General features: G+C 65.0%; 15 protein-coding genes. 4 read left to right on the top strand and 11 right to left on the bottom strand.

The features are described from left to right. Window positions 1-211: 211 nt before the first annotated feature. Window positions 212-763, top strand: a complete 552-nt coding sequence (locus B7Y64_RS01050; RefSeq protein WP_291324303.1) for a Spy/CpxP family protein refolding chaperone — start codon at window positions 212-214, stop codon at window positions 761-763. Window positions 764-1,156: 393 nt separating this feature from the next. Further along, window positions 1,157-1,543 (top strand): YkvA family protein, encoded by a 387-nt coding sequence (locus B7Y64_RS01055; RefSeq protein ID WP_291324304.1) that lies wholly within the window; start codon window positions 1,157-1,159, stop codon window positions 1,541-1,543. 457 nt (window positions 1,544-2,000) lie between these two features. On the opposite strand, the gene B7Y64_RS01060 is transcribed toward B7Y64_RS01055, so the two are convergent. The 3 genes from B7Y64_RS01060 to B7Y64_RS01070 form a co-directional block, all read right to left on the bottom strand. After that, on the bottom strand, window positions 2,001-6,875 hold the full coding sequence (locus tag B7Y64_RS01060; protein ID WP_291328181.1) for an EAL domain-containing protein: 4,875 nt from the start codon (window positions 6,873-6,875) through the stop codon (window positions 2,001-2,003). Between the two features lie 275 nt (window positions 6,876-7,150). After that, window positions 7,151-8,257, bottom strand: a complete 1,107-nt coding sequence (locus B7Y64_RS01065; protein WP_291324306.1) for a 3-deoxy-7-phosphoheptulonate synthase — start codon at window positions 8,255-8,257, stop codon at window positions 7,151-7,153. 58 nt (window positions 8,258-8,315) lie between these two features. Beyond that, window positions 8,316-8,804: a C40 family peptidase gene (locus B7Y64_RS01070; protein WP_111865124.1), complete on the bottom strand. Its 489-nt coding sequence runs from the start codon at window positions 8,802-8,804 to the stop codon at window positions 8,316-8,318. A gap of 189 nt (window positions 8,805-8,993) precedes the next feature. Here B7Y64_RS01070 and B7Y64_RS01075 point away from each other — a divergent pair, with 189 nt between their 5' ends. Beyond that, on the top strand, window positions 8,994-10,853 hold the full coding sequence (locus tag B7Y64_RS01075; protein WP_291324307.1) for a choice-of-anchor I family protein: 1,860 nt from the start codon (window positions 8,994-8,996) through the stop codon (window positions 10,851-10,853). Between the two features lie 144 nt (window positions 10,854-10,997). Here B7Y64_RS01075 and B7Y64_RS01080 read toward each other — a convergent pair whose 3' ends face one another. From B7Y64_RS01080 to dinG, 7 genes are all read right to left on the bottom strand, one after another. Beyond that, a complete protein-coding gene (locus B7Y64_RS01080) occupies window positions 10,998-12,923 on the bottom strand; it encodes an EAL domain-containing protein (protein ID WP_291328183.1) in 1,926 nt (641 codons plus the stop codon). After that, a complete protein-coding gene (locus tag B7Y64_RS01085) occupies window positions 12,920-13,474 on the bottom strand; it encodes a YfiR family protein (RefSeq protein WP_291328185.1) in 555 nt (184 codons plus the stop codon). The genes B7Y64_RS01080 and B7Y64_RS01085 overlap by 4 nt, the downstream gene beginning before the upstream one ends. A 5-nt stretch (window positions 13,475-13,479) precedes the next feature. After that, entirely contained in the window at window positions 13,480-15,423 is a 1,944-nt protein-coding gene (locus tag B7Y64_RS01090) for a TonB-dependent receptor (protein WP_291324177.1), read from the bottom strand. A 464-nt stretch (window positions 15,424-15,887) separates the two neighbouring features. After that, window positions 15,888-16,469 carry an NnrU family protein gene (locus tag B7Y64_RS01095; RefSeq protein ID WP_024813502.1) on the bottom strand — a complete coding sequence of 194 codons (582 nt, stop codon included), beginning with the start codon at window positions 16,467-16,469 and terminating at the stop codon, window positions 15,888-15,890. A gap of 152 nt (window positions 16,470-16,621) precedes the next feature. Continuing rightward, window positions 16,622-17,239: a 3'-5' exonuclease gene (locus tag B7Y64_RS01100; RefSeq protein ID WP_024813501.1), complete on the bottom strand. Its 618-nt coding sequence runs from the start codon at window positions 17,237-17,239 to the stop codon at window positions 16,622-16,624. A gap of 103 nt (window positions 17,240-17,342) precedes the next feature. Continuing rightward, entirely contained in the window at window positions 17,343-17,702 is a 360-nt protein-coding gene (locus B7Y64_RS01105; RefSeq protein ID WP_024813500.1) for a zinc ribbon domain-containing protein YjdM, read from the bottom strand. Between the two features lie 64 nt (window positions 17,703-17,766). Next, on the bottom strand, window positions 17,767-19,941 hold the full coding sequence (gene dinG, locus B7Y64_RS01110) for an ATP-dependent DNA helicase DinG (RefSeq protein WP_291324178.1): 2,175 nt from the start codon (window positions 19,939-19,941) through the stop codon (window positions 17,767-17,769). A gap of 248 nt (window positions 19,942-20,189) precedes the next feature. Here dinG and B7Y64_RS01115 point away from each other — a divergent pair, with 248 nt between their 5' ends. Further along, complete coding sequence (locus B7Y64_RS01115; RefSeq protein WP_291324183.1) at window positions 20,190-20,408, top strand: hypothetical protein; 219 nt, start codon at window positions 20,190-20,192, stop codon at window positions 20,406-20,408. Between the two features lie 150 nt (window positions 20,409-20,558). Here the strand turns inward: B7Y64_RS01115 and B7Y64_RS01120 are convergent, their stop codons facing one another. Next, on the bottom strand, window positions 20,559-20,960 hold the full coding sequence (locus tag B7Y64_RS01120) for a YkgJ family cysteine cluster protein (RefSeq protein ID WP_024813497.1): 402 nt from the start codon (window positions 20,958-20,960) through the stop codon (window positions 20,559-20,561). Between the last annotated feature and the right edge of the window lie 10 nt (window positions 20,961-20,970).

Here is a 20,970-nt window from a genome sequence, read left to right on the forward strand (position 1 = left end):
CTCTATTTTTGATAGCTATGAGCGCTTTATCAAAAAGCGCTTGAGGGCATTTTTATGGTGAATTCACTGGGAGCCCGCAACGGACTTCTTGTTGCAACTTTACACAGGCACACCATTGGCACACGGGCGGGTTACACGGGCCGCGCAAACTGACTTTCAACCGCTGAAACGGTCGTTCCAGCGGACCAACCCCTTGATAAGGACTCACACCATGTCTTTCTTCCAAAGCCGTATTGCCGCCGCCGCCATGATGACCGCCCTGGCCCTGCCCGTTCTGGCCCAGCCAGCCCCCTCTGCACTCTCGGCGCCACCCGCCGCAACGGCCTCGGCCGAGCAAGCCCGCACGCCAGGCGACCGGCAAGAGCGCCGCCAGGCCTACATCGCCAAACGCGCCGAAGCCTTCAAGGCACAACTCCAGCTGACACCCGCACAAGAACCGGCCTGGGCCGCCTTCACCGCAGCCATGCAACCGGGCGAGCGCTCTGCCCGCCTGGGCCGCGCCGACATGGAAAAGCTCACCACCCCTGAGCGCATCGACCGCATGCGCGCCCTGCGCGCCCAGCAGTCCGCTGAAGCAGACCGCCGGGGCGAAGCCACCAAGACCTTCTACGCCGCCCTCACGCCAGAGCAGCAAAAGACCTTCGACTCCCGGGGTCAGAACATGCGCGGCAAGGGCGGGCATCGCAGCGACTGGGGCCATGACAACGGCCGCCACGGCGGTATGCGCGGCTGCGACATGCCCATGGGAGGCCCCGGCCGCTAAAAACCTGTTCAAAAGCCTCCAGCAGTTGTCCACACGGACAGCGCTCCCCCGAGCCCGGTGCCCACCAAAGCACCGGGTTTTTTTCATTGTGGACAAGCCTGGGGATAGTTTTGGCACAACCGGGCGGTTATCCACAGACTCACCGCAAAACCCAAAGTTGTTATCTGCCAGCATCCAAGTTCAGGGGGCCCTGCGCACATACTTTCAGGCAACGCAACTGCGCGCCAGCATTCACAAAAATGACCTTGTCCACAAAAAAAGGCGCCCTCTACTACTACTGCTATTTATATATAGAACCATAGAAGAACAACCGAAACCTCCTTCGCGCCGCAGCCAACGCCTTGAATGGCACAAAAAATGGGGGCGCGGCCAGCCCACCCACCGGAAAAGCCTGTGCACCTGGCAAGTCGTCTGAAAACCTGGGCACAGAGCGTCAAGCGCAACGGCATCACGCTGTGGTTTGCCGCACGGCACCCGCAGGCACCCTGGTATGCCAAGGCGCTGGGCGTGTTGGTGGTCGCCTATGCCTTGAGCCCCATCGACCTGATCCCAGACTTCATCCCCGTGCTGGGTTGTGTGGACGACCTGCTCTTGCTTCCAGGGCTGATCTGGCTGGCGATCCGGCTGATTCCGGCGCCGGTGTTGCAGCAATGCCGCGACCAGGCCGACCTGTGGATAAAAACCAGCGGCGGCAAACCCACCAGCCGCATCGGCGCGGTGCTGGTGGTGGCCGTCTGGATGGGCGCAGGCCTGGCGTTGTGGCACTGGCTCGCAGCCTGAAAGCCATCAAGATCTGATAGATGCTATCAACTTAATAGCTTATTGCGCTTATTTTCATTGGGCTAGAGGCCGATTTGACCCATATTCTTCCATCCACCACCACCCGTGCACAACACTGGGGATAGTTTGGGCACAACCGGGCGGTTATCCACAGAAAACCGGCGATGGACCGTTTTATCCCCGTCGGGCAGACAGCGGCAGCCGGGCCAGGTCCACAGGGTTGGGTGTGGCGCAAGTGGCTGTCAGGCCTGGGCAAAAGACACTTGTCCACAGAAACAGGCGCCTTCTACTACTACGACTATGTATTTATAGAAGTCTTTAATTAATAACAACAAAAACACCCGGTGCCGTTTTGGACCCCCTTCACGGACTGCGGTACGGCCTGAACGGGAAAAAGGGCAAAAAAAACCGCAGGCCAGGCTGCGGTGGGTGGAAAAACCGGCGGGCTGAACCTGCCTCAATGCATGGCGGGGTGCAGGAAGGCCTCCAGAAGGTCCGGGGGCAAGGGGCGGCTGAACAGGTAGCCCTGGTAGAGGCGGCAGCCCGCGCGGGCCAGCAGATCGCGTTGTGCGGGGGTTTCCACACCTTCGGCGATGACTTCCAGCCCCAGGCTGCGCGACAGGGCAATGATGGTGTCCACAATGGCCGCATCGTTGGGGTCGGTGAGCAGGTCGCGCACAAAGCTCTGGTCGATCTTGAGCTGGTCCAGTGGCATGCGCTTGAGGTAGCTCAGGCTCGAGTACCCGGTGCCAAAGTCATCCAGCGCAAAACCCACCCCATAGCCGCCCAGGGCCGTCATGGTGGCAATGGTGGTCTCCATGTCTTCGACTAGCAGGCTTTCGGTCAGCTCCAGCTTCAGCAGGCCCGATGGAGCGCCCGTGATGGCCAGCACCCGGGCCACGTCGTCCACAAAGCTGGCGTGGCGGAACTGGCGGGAGCTCACGTTGACCGCCATGGTCAGCTCGCGCAGTTCCGGGTCGTCCTGCCAGCTGGCCAGCTGCTTGCAGGCGTTGTGCAGCACCCAGCGGCCCAGTGCAAGGATGAGGCCGGTTTCTTCGGCCAACGGAATGAAATCTGCCGGCGACACCATGCCCCGCTGCGGGTGGGCCCAGCGCATCAGCGCCTCCACCCCCACGCATTCGCCGGCAAGGTTGACCTGGGGCTGAAAGTGCAGCAAGAACTCGTCTTTTGCCAGGGCCGCACGCAAGTCTTCCTCGAGCGCCGCGCGGGCCGTCACCACGGCCTGCATTTCGGGGTTGAAAAAGCGCAGGGTGTTGCGCCCGGCCTTTTTGGCCTGGTACATGGCCAGGTCGGCCTGTTTGAGCAATTCGCCCACGCTGGCCTGGTCACCATCAAAGGGCGCGATGCCGATGCTGGGCGTGCTGCGGTACTGGTAGCCCTTGAGCGCATAAGGCATTGCCAGCGTGGTCAGGATTTTTTCGCCCACGCCGTGGGCTTCCCGGGCCAGATCGTCGGGATGCTGGCTGAGCTCTTCCAGCATCACCACGAACTCGTCGCCACCCAGGCGGGCCACGGTGTCCACGTTGCGCACGCATTTGTTCAGGCGCTCGGCCACAAGCTGCAGCAGCAGATCGCCCTGGTCGTGGCCCAGGGTGTCGTTCAGGGTCTTGAAGTTATCGAGGTCGATGAACAACAGCGCACCGCCCTGCTGGCGCCGCTGGGCGCTGGCCAGCGCCTGGGCCATGCGGTCCATCAGCAGCATGCGGTTGGGCAGACCGGTGAGCGCGTCGTAAAACGCCAGGCGCTGGATCTCGCGCTCGGTGGCCTTGCGCTCGCGGATGTCGGTGTTGATGGCCAGCACCGAATGGTTCTGACCCAGATCGTCTTTCACCAGCGTCCAGCGCCCTTCCACATGGATGGCGCTGCCGTCGCGGTGCCGCTGCACGATTTCGCCGTTCCACTCGCCATGCTCCAGGGTGGCCTGGGTGGCGCGGCGAAACTGCGTGGGGTCGTCGTACAGCAGGGTTTCGATGGACTGGCCCAGCACCTGCAACTGCGTCCAGCCATAAAGCCGCTCGGAACTCTTGTTCCAGTAGATGATGCGGTTTTCGAGGTCGCGCACGATGATGGCGTCCTGGGCTTTGTCGAGCAGCGATGCCTGGTGGCGAATGCGCATGTCGGATGTCTGCCGGTCGATCTCGGCCGAGGCGCGGCTGGCAAAAATGCGCAGTGTCGAGGTAACGAAATCGTGGTTGGTCAGCGGCTGGCGGAACAGCACGAAGATCATGCCCACCACCTCGCCGTCGCCGTTGCACAGCTGCTGCCCGGCATAAGCTTGCGCTGCCAGTTTGCGCAGGATGGGCGCCTCGGGGTACAGCTGCGCCACGTTTTCCGTCACCACCACCTGGGGCTGGCTGAGCAGCAGCAGGCTGGGCGTGCCAGCCAGCGTGTATTCGCTGTTGGGCAGTGTCTGGCCATCGAACACGGCTGCCAGAGTGGTGGCGCGTGCTGCCTGCCCCTGCTGGGCTGGCAGCAGGCGGCCCACGCAGCCGACCTGTGCGCCCAGCGCCTCGGCCATGTTGCTGGCCAGTTGCACAAAGAATTCGGTGCCCGTGCTGGCCGACACGGCAGCGGCCATTTTGAGCACCGAGGCCTGCAGGCGTTGCTGCTCATGGCGTGCGCGCAGGCTCATGATGCCGAAGGCCAGGTCGTTGGCCAGTTGCTGCAGCAAGGTGGTTTCGTCGCCGCTGATGTGCAAAATTTCTGGCGCATACAGGTACAGCAGGCCAAAGGTTTGCTCGCGTTCGCGCATGGGCAGGCAGATCACGCCATGAAACCCGTGCTCCAGCATGCGCTCGGTCCAGTCAGTAAAGCTGTCGTCGGTGCGGATGTCCTGCACGATCACGGGCTGGCCGCTGCGCACGGCCACCCCGGCCGGGCCCCGCCCAAAGGCGCTGCTTTCGGACCAGCTCAGTTGCAGCTGTTCGATATACCCGTGGTTGTAGCCCGCATGGGCCACCGGTTCGATGGTCTGGGCTTCGTCATTGAGCGCAAAGCCCACCCAGCCCATACGGTAGCCACCAATGTCCACGGCAATCTGGCAGATTTCCTGCAGCAGCGTGGTCTCGGAGGTGGCGCGCACCAGGGCCTCGTTGCAGGCGCTGAGCAGGCGCTGTGCCCGGCCCATGCGGCGCAGGTCGTCTTCGGTGCGCAGGCGCTCGGTGATGTCGATGGCCAGCACCTGGCGGGCCGGCACCCCATTGAAGCTGATGTTGCCCGCCGAAATTTCCATGTGCATCACTGCACCGCTCTTGTGGAGATGGCGGCGCACCGTGGACGCATCGCGCGGCAGCTGGAACACGTCCTTGAGCCGTTCCCGCAGGCCAGGGCGGTCCTCGGTGGTGCACAGGTCTGTCAGCTCCATCTGCAGCAGCTCGGCCTCGGTGTAGCCATAGTGGGCCACCATGGCCCGGTTCACCGCCAGCAGGCGCAGGCTGTCCCTTGCATACACCCACATGGGATGCGGGTGCTCGTCGAACAGCATGCGGTATTGCAGCTCGGAGGCGTGCAGCTTGCTGGCCACCTGGTGCAGTTGCACCATGGTGCCCAGGGATTCGGTCAGGATTTCCAGGTGGGCCACGCTGCGGGCCGAAAAGGCGTGGGGCTGGTCGGAGGTGACCAGCAGCGATCCCACCACGGTATCGCCCGCCCGCAAGGGCACCGCCGCCACCGAGCGCAGGCCGCGCGAGTGGGGAAGGTGCGACAAGTCCCAGCCTTCGGCTTCGATGTCATGGCAAACGATGGTGCGGGCCTGGCTGAGCGTGTGCCACAGCAGGCTCATGTGCACCGGCAACGGGTGGCCCAGGGGGCGCACCATGACCCCGGCAGACGCATAGACCACCAGGTGCTGGCCTTCGAGCAGGTCCACCTGTGCACCGCGCGCGCCGGTCTGATCAAGCACCGTGCGGGCCACCATGCCCAGCACATCGGGCAGCGGCTGGTCGATGGACGAAATGCGCTGTTGCAACTGCAGCAGCTGTGCGTGGTTTTGCGCATCGCGTTGCGCTTCGATCTCGGCAAGCGTCTGGGCGCTGATGTCGGTCATTCCACCCACCATGCGCACCGCCAGGCCTTCCTGATCACGGATCAGGAAGCCGCGGTCCAGCACCCAGGCATAGCTGTCGTCGTGGCGGCGAAAGCGGTATTTGGCCGACCAGTGGCTGGCGCTGCCCCTCACGGCCGCATGGATGCTTTGCAGCACCTCGGCGCTGTCTTCGGGGTGCAGGCGCAGGGTCCACGAGCGGCTGTCGGGCAGCACCTCATGGGGTGGAATGCCGAACAGGTGCTGCATGCCTTCGTTCCACCACATGGCGTCGGTGGCGAGGTTCCAGTCCCAGATGGCATCGGCCGTGGCGCGCGCCACCAGATGAAAGCGCTCTTCGCTCAGGCGCAGCGCCTGGTCGGCCTGGTGCTGCGCGGTGATGTCCTGGAACGCGCCCTGCACGCGCACCACGCGGCCCTGCGCATCGCGTACGGCCAGGCCAGCCGTGCGAACCCAGAAATGCCGCTCGCCTGCAATCAGCACTTCGGATTGCAGATCAAAGGGCGTTCCATGGAGGATGCACTCCTCCAGGGCCTGTTCGAGGGCCGGGCGGTAAGGTGGGGTGTGCAGCGCCAGGATTTGCGCCACCGGGCCCGTTCGCCCGGCGAGACCGAAAGTGTCAACAATTTCTTGCGACCAGTTCAGCTGCCGCGCTGGCAGTTCCAGTGACCACCCGCCAATGCGGGCAATGTTGCCGGCCACGCGCAGGGTTTCACTCTGGTCCACCAGCTCGGCGTGCATCTGGTCGCGTTCCTGCACCAGCTGGGACAACAGCCGTTGCTGGCGGCGCAGCTCCAGCAACACCATCACCTGGCCGGCCAGGATCTTCAGGCCCTCCAGCTGTTCATCGGTCAGCGCGCGGGGCACGGTGTCCAGCACTGCCAGCGTGCCCAGTGCGGCACCTTCGGGGGTAATCAGCGGCACGCAGGCATACAGCCGGACATGGGGCTCGCCCACCACCAGCGGGTTGTCGGCAAACAGCGGGTGCTGGCGGGCATCTGCCACCACCATCGGGGTGCGGGTGCCGCTCAGCGCGTGCGTGCAAAACGAAATGGCCCGATCGGTCTGCTGAAACGGCACACCCACTGCCGCCTTGAACCACTGGCGTCCGCTGTCCAGAAAATTGACCACCGCCATTGGCGTGCTGCACAGGCGCGCGGCCAGGGTGGCCAGCTGGTCATACGCTTCTTCGGCCGGTGTGTCCAAAATGGCGTAAGACTGCAACGCTTGCAGGCGCGCGGTTTCCTGGGGGGCGTGCACAGGTGCCATGGGCTCTAGCGCCCTGCGCCGCAAGGGCGGCAGGGTGTGGCGGGCATGAAGAGCGGCTTTTCCTGCATGGAGTGACCGTAACGCGAAGAACGGGAAAGTGTTTGAACGCTGAAAAAGCCAGGGCGGCGCCAGAGGCAGGCTTTACCCACCGGCGCCTTGCCGGCATGGGGGCTGCAAAAGGTGCGCCTGTGCAACGGAGTGTTAATGCTACACCGCATGACTGTCATCAAGCGTCTCCAAGGGACCACAGTGCAACCACAGCGCGTGGGCGCCGACTAGGCGGCCAGTTTCTGGCGCCGGGCCCGCACGGCAGCGGCCAGGCCTTCCAGCACCGGCAGCGTCTGCGCCAGGCTGATGCAGGCGTCCGTCACCGAAACCCCATGCTGCAGCGGCTGTCCGGGCACGATGTCCTGGCGGCCCTCTTGCAGGTGGCTTTCGATCATCAGGCCGGTGATGCGTGCGTCGCCCGCGGCAATTTGCTCGGCCACCTCGGTGGCCACCGTGATCTGGCGCTGATGCTGCTTGCTGCTGTTGGCGTGGCTCACGTCAATCATCACCTGCGGGCGCAGCCCGGCGGCCTGCAGCATGGCGCAGGCGGCGTCCACATCGGCCTTTTGATAGTTGGGCTGCTTGCCTCCGCGCAAAATAACGTGGCAGTCGTTGTTGCCGCGCGTCTCAAAAATGGCGGCCTGGCCCATCTTGGTCATGCCCATGAAAGCGTGCGATGCCTGCGCTGCCTGGATGGCGTCGCTGGCCACCTTCACGCCGCCATCGGTGCCGTTCTTGAAACCCACGGGGCACGACAGGCCGCTGGCGAGCTGGCGGTGGCTCTGGCTCTCGGTGGTGCGCGCACCAATGGCGCCCCAGCTCACCAGGTCGCTGATGAACTGCGGCGACAGCAGGTCGAGGAACTCGGTGCCCACCGGCAGGCCCACGGCCAGCACGTCCAGCAGCAGCTGGCGCGCCAGCTCCAGCCCCTCGTTGATGGCGAAGCTGCCATCCAGGCGCGGATCGTTGATGTAGCCCTTCCAGCCCACGGTGGTGCGCGGCTTTTCAAAGTACACGCGCATCACCACGATCAGGTCCTTGCTCAGTGCATCGGCCTGCGCCATGAGCGCGTGCGCGTATTCCATGGCCTGGCCGTGGTCATGGATGGAGCAGGGCCCCACCACCACGATCAGCCGGTCATCCTGCCCGTGCAGCACGCGCGAGATGGCGGCGCGGCTGGTCTCCACCAGGGTTTGCGCGGCGTCGGGCGCAGGCAGCCACTCTTGCAGCAGGGCGGGGGTGATGAGCGGGCGCACGGCTTTGATGCGCGTGTCGTCGATGCGCGTGGTGTCGTGCGTGGAAACGGGGGTGGCAGAGTGGTGTGCGTGGGTCATGGTGGCCCCGATTGTCGCGCCGCACCCTCACAGCACCCTGACGGCGCTGCCCAGCGCGTCAAAGTCTGCGAAACGACGCGTTCTGCCGCGACCAGTAACGCGACTGCAGATGGTCCATGCGCACCTCGCCGCCCGCAGAGGGCGCATGCACAAAACGGCCCGCGCCCACGTAGATGCCCGCATGGGTGGGCGTGCGCCCCTTGCCAAACACCACCAGGTCGCCGGTGCGCAACTCGCCATTGGCAACCGGCTGGCCCCAGCCACTGAGCTGCGCCACGGTGCGCGGTGGCGCTGTGCCCACCCGGTGGCGGTAGACATAGCCGATGAGACCGCTGCAGTCAAAGCCCGAGTCCGGCGTGTTGCCGCCATAGCGGTAGGGCGTGCCCACCAGCCCCAGCGCGTGGATGGCGATGTCGTGCGCATGCTCGTCCGACAGCTGCGCTGCCGTGCCGCGCAACGGGGCCGAACGGGACGACGGCGGTGGGGTGCTGCAGCCGCTCAGCAGCAAGGCGGTAATGAGGGCGAAGCAAAGAGCAGGTGCGCGCATGGGTGCCGAGCGTAGCGGATGGGGCACGGGCTCGCAACCGCGGGCGCTGATACCTCTGCATGGCGCTGGGCGCCAACGGGGGCATTGACGGGCACTTGCCTTCCCCCTGGATGGGTGCAAAGCGTCACGGGCTTGTCACCCAATTTGCATACAACCGCAGCTTTTGTAGCCCTTTGAAACACCCACCCCATGCAGCCCTTCACGTTGGCCTCTTTGCGCGCGCCCAGCCGTCTTTTCATCACCACGCTGCTCGCCAGTGCAGCGCTGGTTGCCTGCGGGGGCAGCGATGACGAGCCCCGCACCCCCGTGAGCCTGAAGCTGGAGAAAATCGGCAGCTTTGAGACCGGTATTTTTGGCAAGAGCGCGGCAGAGATTCCGGCGTTTGACGCCGCCTCCAGGCGTGCCTTCGTGGTCAATGCGCAGGCTGGAGCGGTGGACGTGCTGGACCTGAGCAACCCCACGCAGCCCAAGCGCCTGGGGCAAATCAGCTCGGCGCAAGTTCTGCCGGGCTCCAGCATCAACAGCATTGCCGTGCACAGCGGTCTGGTGGCGGTGGCCATTCAGGCAGCCGTCAAAACCGACCCGGGCCGCATGGCGCTGTACCGTGCCAGCGACCTGCAACTCGTCAGCCAGGTGACCGTGGGCGCGCTGCCCGACATGGTGACCTTCACCCCCGACGGCCGCACCGTGCTCGTTGCCAACGAAGGCGAGCCCAGCGACGACTACCAGATCGACCCCGAAGGCTCGGTCAGCATCATCGATGTGGGCACGCCCCAGACCCCCGTGGTCAAGACCGCCGGCTTTGCCGCATTCAATGGCCAGGAGGCCGCACTGCGCGCCAAGGGCGTGCGCATTTACGGCCCTGGTGCCACTGCCGCCAAAGACATCGAGCCCGAATACATTGCCGTGGCGGCCGACGGCAAGACCGCCTGGGTCACGCTGCAAGAGAACAACGCCCTGGCCCGCATCGACATCGCCAGTGCCACGGTGAAAGACATCGTGCCGCTGGGGCACAAAGACCACGGGCTGGCCGCCAACGCACTCGACACCTCCGACACCGACCTGGCCGCCAACCTGCGCGCCTGGCCGGGCGTGCGCGGCCTGTATTTGCCCGACAGCGTGGCCAGCTACCAGGCCGGGGGCAAGACCTACCTGGTCACCGCCAACGAAGGCGATGCACGCGCCTGGGGTGAAGGCAACAGCGCCTACTGGGCGGGCGATGCCAGCAAGGGTTTTGTGGAAGAGTTCCGCGTCAAGCACCTGATCAACAGCAAAGGCTGGTCGGGCCGCTCGGGCGATGACCTTGCGCCCCAGCTCAAGGCGCTGGCCGCCGGTGGCCTGCTCAACCCGGCGGTGTTTGGCTACTGCGGCGCGGTGGCGGGCAACCCCGGCAAATGCCGCGACGACGACCAGCTGGGCCGCCTGAACGTGTCCTGGACCCAGGGCTATCGCACCGATGCCAGCGGCGCGCCCCTGAAATTCAATGCCGCCGGTGTGCAGGACGCGGCGGGCGACCGCCTGATGTACGACGCGCTCTATGCCTACGGTGGGCGCTCGTTTTCCATCTGGGGCGACGACGGCAAGCTGGTCTGGGATTCGGGCGCCGAAATTGAAAAATTCATCGCCAGCGACGCCTGCCAGGCCGGCGCACAGCGCAACATCCCCTGCAAAACCTTCTTCAACTCCAACCACGAAGAAGGCGGCACGCTGGACAACCGCAGCGACAACAAGGGCCCCGAGCCCGAAGGCGTTGCCGTGGGCCGCATTGGTGCCAAAACCTTTGCCTTCATTGGGCTGGAACGCATGGGCGGCGTGCTGGTGTATGACATCAGCTCTCCCACCGCCCCCGTGCGCGTGGATTACCTGAACACCCGCAACGACTGGACCACCAAGAGCCCCGCAGCGGTGTTGGCCCAGGTGGGTGACCTGGGCCCCGAGGGCCTGGTCTTCATCCCCGCCAGCGACTCGCCCAATGGCAAACCGCTGTTGCTGGTGGGCTATGAAGTCAGCGGCAGCACATCGGTGATCCAGCTCAACCTGGCGTATTGAGCCCGCGTTCATCCCGGTTCCGTGGTGCAGCAACGCCACGGGCCGGGGACGCCTTTTCAAGAGCAAAAATTGGCTCTAGCCCTTTATGCATAATCGCTAACAGCTATTAATATAATAGCTTATCAACCCGCTGGACCGGAGCATTCAGTTCATCCAGCGGTCTGCGCGGTGTTCTTGCTGAAACGCCAGAAACTGCTGTGCCGGCATGGGCCGTGCAAACACATAGCCTTGCAAAATGTCGCAGCCCTGCCCGATGAGGTGGTCTGCCTGCTCGCGTGTCTCCACGCCTTCGGCCGTGACCTGCAGCCCCAGGCCATGCGCCAGCGCCACGATGGCAGTGACGATGGTGCGGCTGTTCTCTTGCTGGGGCAGGTCTTTGACAAAGCTGCGGTCAATCTTGAGCCGCTGCATTGGCAACTGCCGCAGGTACGCCAGTGACGAGTAGCCGGTGCCGAAATCGTCAATGGCCAGGTGGATGCCCAGCTGGCTCAGGCGGTGCAGCGTGTGCGCCCCGGCTTCCATGTTTTCCATGAGCACGGTTTCGGTCAGCTCGATTTCGAGCCGGTGGGCGGGCAGCCCCTCCTCGCGCAGGATGTCCATCACCCGCTGCAGAAACTGCGGGTCGCCCAGTTGCCGGGCCGATATGTTGACGGCCACGCGCAGCGACTTGCCTGCGCCCCAGCTGGCTGCATCGCGGCATGCGGCGCGCATCGTCCAATAGCCCAGCGCAACGATCAGGCCGCAGTCTTCTGCCACCGAAATCGCCTCCATCGGGGACACGTTGCCCAGCTCGGCATGGGTCCAGCGCAGCAAGGCTTCTGCGCCCACCAAAGACGCATCGGCGGCCGAAATCAGGGGCTGGTAGTGCATCGACAGCCCGTCGCCATGCTCCAGCTCGGCGCGCAGCGCGATTTCGATGGCGTGGCGCCGCGCCGCGGCCTGGTTCATGGATGCCTCAAAGCGCACGTAGCGGTTCTTGCCCATTTCTTTGGCGCGGTACATGGCGGTGTCGGCATTGCTGATGAGGCCGTCGATGTCAGAGGCGTCGTCGGGAAAGGTGGCCACGCCCGCGCTGCAGGTCACGTTCACCTCTTGTCCCCCTTCGGTGTAGGGGGCCTGAAAGACGTTGATGATCCGTTGGCCGTATTTCTGCAGCGCCGCGTCGTCCATGTCGAGCCGCAGGATCAGTGCGAACTCGTCGCCACCCAGGCGTGCAATGGCATCGGTGCCGCGCACCACCGACTGCAGGCGGCGGGCCACCTGTCGCAGCAGGCCGTCGCCTGCGGCGTGGCCGAAGGTGTCGTTGTGGGTCTTGAAATTGTCCAGATCGATATAGACCAGCGCCACCCTGCCGTGCAGCTGAACCGCGCGCCGCATTTCAGCAGCAAGCCGCTCGTTGAAGGCGTGCCGGTTGCCGACCCCCGTGACGGCATCGGTGTGGGCCAGGGCCTGCAGGCGGTTTTCGGCATCGCGCACTGCGGTACGGCTTCTCAGCACCATCGCGGTGGCCATGCCCATCACGCCTGCGGCAATCAGCAGGGCACTGAGAAAGCGGATGGCCAGGTTCTGGTAGACCGCGCTCATCGACTTGCGGATGTAGAGCGTGCCGCCCACCGCCGAGGGGACCACGATGGGGTGTGCGATCTCCAGGGTGCGCAGCCCGGCGCGCTCCGTCGCATCGCCCATGCCCAACTCGAAAACCGTGCTCGGAAAGCCGGGGTCGTTTTGCCGTACATAGTGCGCCAGCAGCACCCCGTCCGAGTCGTACACGCCAGCGCCCATCACCATGGGGGACAACCTCAGGGCGCGGAGCATTTCCTTGGCGGTTTGCGTGTCGCGGAACACCACCGCTGCAGAGATGTTGTCCGCCACGATGGCCGCTTCCACCCGGCTGTCCTGCAGCATGGTCGTGCGGGTGCTCCAGTAGTTCACGGCGGTGAGGGCCAGCACCAATGTCAGCAGTGCCAGCCCGGCAGCCAGCAGGCTGGTGAAAGCCAGCCGCGAAGACAGCGCGGTCTGTGACGGGCCCGGCGCCTGTTGCGGCTGCGGGTTGTTGGCCTGGGTATTCATTTGCTTGCCTTGGCCAGCCGCAGCAGCCTGGAACTTACGGTAAGGCCCGCCTTGGACGCCGCGCTGGCGCTGACGCCAAAAACAATGCGCCCGTCCTGCTGGCTTAGCGTGATCATGATCTCGGGGCTGGCAAAGGTCATTTCATCGGCAATCGTCAGGATGCCGTGCCCGGCTGGCATGGATTGCAGCGCGCGCAGCATGGGTTCCACGTCGGCATTGTGAAAAACAGCCACCCGGCACTTGTGCAGTGCACCGAGGTCCAGCAGCCTCACCTGGACAGGCTGGCCCTTGCGTGCGGGTTTGCCTTCCAGGGCGCTCAGCGGTCTTTTCAGGGGGCTGAAGGGCGAAACACAAATGCTCCAGTCGCGGCTGGCAACGGCTTCGTTCTCGGGCCATTCGATGAACTGGATGAAGTTGAAGACATAGGCAGCCTTCAGATCGAGCTCTTCAACCAATGCATCGGCGCGGGCCCCCGTGCCGCAGCACAGCGCCCACAGCCCGATCAGGAGCGTGTTGCGCAGGCGCATGGCCATCGGTTTGGGTGTCGGCATGGCTCTCAAAACGCGTAGGTCAGTTTTACGCGGTAGGTCCGGCCGTCCTGCGCAATGGAGTCCTCGCGGATCTCGTACGAGGCGGGGTCTGCGTTGCGGCGGTTGAACAGGTTGTACACACCCACCGACACATCCACATCCGCAATGCGTGCGGAATAGGTGAGGTTGGTGCGAATGTTGGCTGGCAGGCGTGCGTGTTGCAAGGTTCGGCGCGAGCCGACGCCGATCACCTCGACCGCGTAGCGGCCCGATTGCCAGCCCAACCCGGCAGGGGACCGCACAGAGTCCGACCACTGCAGCTTGAGCAAATGCTCGGGAGAGTGCGTCAGCCCGGTGTCTGCCACGGTGTCGCGCAGCTTTTGCCTGCCATAGACTGCGCGCACGCGCGCGCCACCGTCCAGGCGGTGATCTACCGCGGCCTCCAGGCCCTGCATATGCACCCGGCCTGCGTTGGTGAAGGTGTACCGGTCTGGCTGGTGGGCGTTACCCAGGGAAATCAGGTTGGTCACGTTGGACCGAAACACCGTCAGCAGCATGCGGCTTGCGCCCGTGGGGGCGTGTTCCAGCGCCAGCTCGGTGGTGCGCACACGCTCGGATCGCAGGGCGACCGTGTCCACCACGCCACCGGGGGTGTCAACGCGGTAGTCACGCTCGTAGGCGTTGGGGGGGCGGTAGGCGGTGCCATGCAGCACCTTGATGGCGGTGGTGGGGTTCCACCAGTACACCAGGCCCAGCCGAGGGTTCACAGAGCCCTTGCTGCCCGACTGCCGCCCCCAGCGCAGACCGGCGTGCAGCGTGAGATCGGGGCGAAGCGCAAACTCGTCCTGAACAAAAATGCCCAGGGCATCGCCGGTGCGGCGGGCGTCCAGGTTGTCTGTCCGTGGCTCCAGATCGAAATTGAGCTGATCGATGCGCGTGTCACGCCGGTAGTCCACGCCCCACGAAAGCTTGTGGCGTGCCAGTGCCGTGCTGACCCATTGCCACTCGGTTGCCCACCACTGCCCGGTTCCCACATCGCGGTTCACCGTGAGGGGCGGGTAGTCGTAGACATAGTCGCCCACGTATTCGTAGCGGCCCGCATGGACCCGGCCGGTCAACGCCAGGGACGGCCGCACCTGGGTGGTGTATTCGGCCGCCAGGCGCGTGGTGGTGTCGGTCAGCCGTGAGCGCGGGTCGTTGAACACCTGGGAGTAGGCCGCCGTGGGCATGCCTTTGTTGCGCTCGCCATGCGCCAGCGTCAACGTCAAACCGTTCTGGTGCATCCGGGCAAACAGCTGGGTGCTGCGATCAAAATCCAGCCCCTGGGCCACGCCTTTGTGGGTCGATGGCGTGTCGTAAGAGGGGTAATACTGGTCTGCCCCGCGCGTGGTGGCGCGTGTCACGGCAATCAGCCAGTCGCCCCCGTGGGCGTCAACCGTTCCCAGCGAAAACCGCAGCTTGGCGCTGCCGTGGCTGCCGGCCTCGGCGCTCACCTGCGGCCCGGCCAGCTGGCGGCCGTTGCGCGTAATGACATTGATGACGCCAAAGAACGCATTGGCGCCATACACCGCCGACCCGGGCCCGGGCACAAACTCCACCCGGTCCACCAGATCCAGGTCGATCGGAAAATCCGTGCCGATGGTTGCCTGATCGTAGAGGTTGTCGTTGAATCGCACCCCGTTGACCAGCAGCAGCACGCGGGTGTTGTAGTCGCCCGGTGTGGCAAACCCCCGGGTGCCCAGGTAGTGGTAAGTGCGGTCGTACGACACATGCAGCCCGCGCATGCTGCCCAGCACCTCGGAAAGGTTGCGGTAGCCAAAAAGCCGGATGTCGTCGGCGGTGACCACGCTCACGGTGGCGGGCGCTTCGAGGGCCGTTTGCGCATACCGGCTGGCCGTGGTGACCTGCAGCTGCATGAGCTGCTCCAGCGGCAAGTCGGCCATGTCGGCTTGCGCATGGGCGTGGGTCATCCAGACGCAGAGCAGCCAAAGCGCTGTTTGTCGTGGCCACTGTGGCGGGACGTCGGAACCTTGTTTCATTGGGGGTGGCACTGGCTGGAGTGGCTGGCGGGCGCTGGTTCAGGCCACCGTTGGCCGGCGGCAGATTGTGTGAATTGTTACGATAACTTTACAAATTGTATCGAATTTGCCGCCAAAAACCTAAACATGAGTTTTAGATGGACGTTTTTGCCATGCAGAAAATAGATTCATTCAGGAACCCGTGGCGGCGACACGGCGCAGCCTTGCCTGGCAGGTCGGTACGCCACGCTGGTGTTGGGTTGTGCGGGATTTCAATGGGCCGGGCAACCGCCCCGCAGTGCCGCAGCACGGTGCGGCCCGCACCAGCCTGCAGGTGTGGCCGCAGCCGCTCCACCGTGGAGCAGCGGGCCCCTGCTGGCGCAGCAAATGGTGCGGCGCCTTACTGACTTGCTGCCTTAACGTCCCAGCGGCGCCACGCCGATCAGCCAGACATGCGCCCAGAACGCAAAGCCTGCCCACGCGGCCGTTCCCACCACCACGGCAATGCCCGTGCCTGCCGCCGTGGCGGGCGCGTACACCGAGTTTTGCGCACGGTCGCGCTGGCGCGCAGCGCGAAAGTCAAGCACTGCCCACAGCAGGAAAGCGCCAAACAGCACCACATCGGCCAGGTTGCCGTTGGAGATCAGGTGCGCCAGCGCCCACACCTTCACGCTCAGCACCATGGGGTGGTGCAGCTTGGCCTTGAACACGTTGCGCGGCACATAGGCGGCGGCCAGCAGCACAAAGGCGATCAGCGTGAGCAGTGAAGCCGCATGGCGCATGCCCACGGGTGGATTCCACAGCACCACGGGCTGCTGGCGCGCCAGGCCGTAGCCCCAGACCACCAGCACCAGGCCCACCACCGAAGCCACCGAGTACAGCCCCTTCCAGGCGCCTTCGCCCAGGCGGGCCCGCATCTGCGTGCGCCAGCCATCGGCCACGATGCGCACCGAATGCACGCCCAGAAACAGCACCAAACCAAGAACCAGATACGACATGAAAGTCCTTTTGTGGGGAAAGATGGCGCGATTATGGGCAAGGGCGGTGGAAACTCCGCTTTAAGAGCCAAAAAGACCTGTAGCCCTTAACGGATAAGCGCTAACAGCTATCAAAATAATAGTAAATGAGCCCAGCGCCGGGGCATGGGGGCTCATTCGCTGGCCGCATGTTGCGCCAGCAGCTTGCCCACTGCGGGCCGGGCGCAGCGCTGCAGCGCCATCAACAGGGCATGGTCGGGCTGGGCCACGCGCCATTGCGTGCGCAGGTCGTGCTGCATGCGCGCCAGCAGGGCGGCGGCCATTTCGGCATCGGCCAGCGCCCGGTGGGCCTGGCCCGTGCGCGGCAGGCCGTGGTAATCGACCAGCACACCCAGCTTGTGGCTGGGCGCCTGCGGGTACAGGCGCCGCGACAGCAGCACCGTGCAGGCAAAGGGCTGCGGCGCGGGCACTCCGGCCAGTGCCAGCTCGGCCTGCCAGAACTTGCTGTCAAACGACGCGTTGTGCGCCACCATGGGCGCGTTGCCCACAAAGCGCGCGGCCTGTGCCATTACCTCGGCTGCAGCGGGCGCGGCGTTCACCATGGCATTGGTGATGCCGGTGAGCTGGGTGATGAAGGGTGGAATCCACGCGCCGGTTTTCATCAGGCTCTGGAACCGGTCCACCACCACCCCGCCCTCCAGCAGCACGATGGCCACCTCGGTGGCGCGCGCACCCTGGCCGGGCGAGATGCCGGTGGTTTCAAAGTCGATGACGGCGATGGGGTGGGACATGCTGCATCGCAGGTACGGTGGACGGGTAGTCGGCGCTGATATCAAGTGTTTTTGGCCTGTAGCGCTTATGCAACATGCGCTAGCAGCTATCAAAAACAAAGCATCAGGCCTTCTTCAGAAACTCCGATTTGAGCAGCATGCTGCCCAGGTCGGTCTTGCAGTCCACGTTGTGGCCGTCGGCGCCATCGACCAGGCGGATGCTCTTGATCTTGGTGCCCTTTTTCAGGGTGGAGGACGAGCCCTTGACCTTGAGGTCTTTCACCAGAATCACCGCGTCGCCGTCGGCCAGGGGGTTGCCATTGGCGTCACGCACCACGCCGTCGCCTGCTTCTGCCGCATCGGTTTCGGCGGCATCGGCCACCTGCGGCCATTCCAATGCGCAGTCGGGGCACACGTAGTTGCTGCCATCGGGGTAGGTGTTTTCCTGGCCGCATTGGGGGCAGGCGGGAATGGTGTGGGGCATGGTTGGTCCTCTCTCTGTTCGCTTTTGATGTGCTTGGAAATGTGGTGTGTGAAGTGTCGTGCCATCACAGGGGTGCGCGCTGCTCCAGCGCAAACGCCGGCAGCCCTTTGAGCAGCCGCTGCCCATAGCTGGTGCGCGTCAGACGCTTGTCGTAGCAATACACATGGGCCTGGTCTTCCTCGGTGCGGATGGCGCGGCCCACCCATTGCGCCAGGCGGATGGCGGTGGCAGGCACCACCAGTTCGCTGAACGGGTCGCGGCCCACGGCGCGCAGCCATTCGGCGCGGGCTTCGCCCACCGGGTCATCGGGCGGTGCAAAGGGCAGCTTGGTGATGAAGACCGATTCGCACAGGCGCCCGGGCAGATCGAGCCCTTCGCCAAACGACTGCATGCCAAAGATGACCGAGGGCTCGCCACTCTCCACCCGCTCGCGGTGGCGTTTGAGCAGTTGCGTGCGCGGCAGCGCGTTTTGCACCAGCACCACGCTGCGCATGGCGGTGGGCAGCGCATCCACGGCCTGGCGCATCTGCTCGCGCGAGGTGAACAGCACCAGCGCGCCATATTCCACCCGCGCAATGTCGTGCAGCAGCGCATCCACCATCTCGGCGGTGAACTGCGCGGCGTTCTTGGGATCGGCGCGCGTTTCGGCGGCAATCAGCGTGCCCTGCGCGGTGTAGTTGAAGGGGCTCGCCACCTCCAGCGTGGTGGCGGCCTCGTCGCCGTGCAGGCCTGCTTCGCGCAAAAAGAAATCGAAATTGCCGCAACTGGTCAGCGTGGCCGATGTCAGCACCGCGCCGCGCACCGCGCTCCACAGGTGGTTGCGCAGCGTGGTGCCGGGCAAGATGGGGCTGGCGTGCGCCTTGACCACGATGAAGTCGCCATCCATCTCCAGCGTGAACCATTTGGCGGCGGGCACAAAGCTGCGGTCGGCGCCCTCGGGGGCGTCCTGCAGCAGCAGTTGCGCGGTGGCGTGCAGCTCTTCCAGGCGCGGCGCCAGCATGCCGATCTGTGCATACAGCGTGGACAGGCGCTTGGCCTCGTCGGGCTTGTCGCGCATCTCGGCGCGCAGGGCTTTGCTGATGGCGCGCAGCGCTTCCAAAAAACCATCGGCACTGGCGGCCAGCAGGCCCAGCGGGGCAATCAGGGGCTCGGGCAGTTCGCCGCGGGGCACGCGCACGCGCGCCGGGCCCCAGGTGTCCTTCTGGCTTTTGAGGTGGTCGCCATACACGTCCATCACGATGCGCGCCAGGTCCTGCAGCGTCTGCCGCAGCTGGGCCGCATGGCGCGGGATGTCGGCAATCTCTTCCACCTCCAGCAGCGCGCCAATGCGCAGGCCCCGGCTGGAGAGCCGCTCGATCCAGGTGATGCGCGACAAATCCATGCTGCACGCAAACTGGGCAAGCGCGGTGGCGGGCAAGTGGTGGGCTTCGTCCAGCACCAGGAGGCAATTGTCCAGCTCGGGCAGCACACGCGCGCCCAGCGACGACAGCAGCAAATCGTGGTTGGCCACGATCACCTGCGCGCCCACCAGCTCCTTGCGCTTGTCGTAATAGGTGCACTGGCTGAAGGCCGGGCAGTGCTTGCCCGTGCACGATGCGCCCTCGGCAGCCACGGGGCTCCACACCTCGGGCTCGGGCGGGGTGTCCAGGCTGTCGCGGTCGCCGTCCCACGCGCCCTTGGCCAGGGTTTGCGCCATGGTCGAATAAAACTGCATGCGCGCCTCCGTCTCCTGGTGAGATCGTTTGCGGCGGGCGTTGGCGGCCTCTTCGGGAAACAGGTCGTCATCGTCCTCGCCGTGCGCCTCGCCCGTGCCGGCCAGCCGGTCGAGCTTGAGCTTGCACACATAGCGCCCACGCCCCTTGGCCAGCGCAAACTTGAACGGCTGCGGCATGCGCGCGGCCAGCGCCGGCAGGTCTTTGTTGACCAGCTGCTCCTGCAGCGCCACCGTGGCGGTCGAGATCAGCACCCGCGTGCCCCGTGCCAGCGCCAGCGCAATGGCGGGCGCGCAATACGCCAGCGACTTGCCCACCCCCGTGCCCGCCTGGATCACGGCAATGGCGCGCGTGGGCGCGGCCTCGCCGCCCTCTTCATCCACCTTGCCCAGCGTGGCCGTGCTGAAGGTGCGCGCCACCTGCTCGGCCATCAGCCGCTGCCCGGCGCGGCTGCGAAACCCCTCGGTGGCCTGCACCACCGCATCAAACGACTGCAGGGCCGCCTGGGCCCACTCTGTAGAAGACATAACCACCTGTTGTAAGGGCAAGAGTGTGGCACGGGTCAAGCGGCAGGCCCTGCCCAAAGTCTCCATCCCCCGGCGGCCGCATGGCATGTGGGCCTACACGCTTGCAGTGCGGGCGTTTCTACGATGGCCAGGTTGGCAATCCTGTCATCCACTTCAAGGAGACCCCCATGCCCCCAACCGACACCCGCAACCACCCCATCCCAGGCCCCACCGGGCCCGAGCCGTCGATAGACACCACCAAGCGCCAGATGCCGGGGCCCGCCACCCAAGGGCCATTGAAGACCGACCCCGCCAAAGACCCAGAAGCCCCCAAGCTGCCCCACGAGCGCGATGAATCGGTGGACATGACCCACGGCGAGCCCGACCCGCAGATGCAGCAGGCCTACCGCGATGTAGAGCGCGGGCTGCAGGACACCGACCAGGACCTGCGCGCCCACCGCGTGGGCCACAAGCCAGTGCGTCCATAATTGCTATTTAATAAATAGCTAACAGCGCTTATCCAGAAAGCGCTAGAGGCAAATTTGATCATCTAAATCGTGTGCGCTGCAAAGGCCCGCGCGTGCGGTTGTACGGCGCAGCGCCATTTACAACGTGGCTGCAGCTGTTGCCGCCCGCAGTCAGGCCACGCGTCGCCCGTAGGCACAAAACCCCGGCTTAGGGCTCTTCTTTTGCGGGTGCAGGCGGCAGGTGTCGGGCCGCTGTTCATACACCGTGCACAGCCGCGTGGTGGGGTGCAGAAAATTGCAGTCCCCACTGGCCCGCCGTGCCATGGTGAACACCACATTCTTGTGGTTGAAGTGGTCAATCAGCCGCGCCTTTTGCAGCCGCTTGGCAATCTGCCGCGGCTCCTCATGCTCGGCCTCAAACGCATCCACCAACCCCAGCCGCACCAGGTCGGGCAACTGCACCTCCAGCGGCATGGTGCAGCAGTTGGCCGCGCAGGTGTCGCACAAGCCAGCGCGGTAGCGGGACCAGGTGTCGAGGCGGTCGACGTCGACGATGGAGATGGGGGAGCGCATGGGGGTGGGA

The sequence above is a fragment of the Acidovorax sp. 35-64-16 genome (genome assembly GCF_002281195.1).
GTDB lineage: Bacteria > Pseudomonadota > Gammaproteobacteria > Burkholderiales > Burkholderiaceae_C > Acidovorax > Acidovorax defluvii.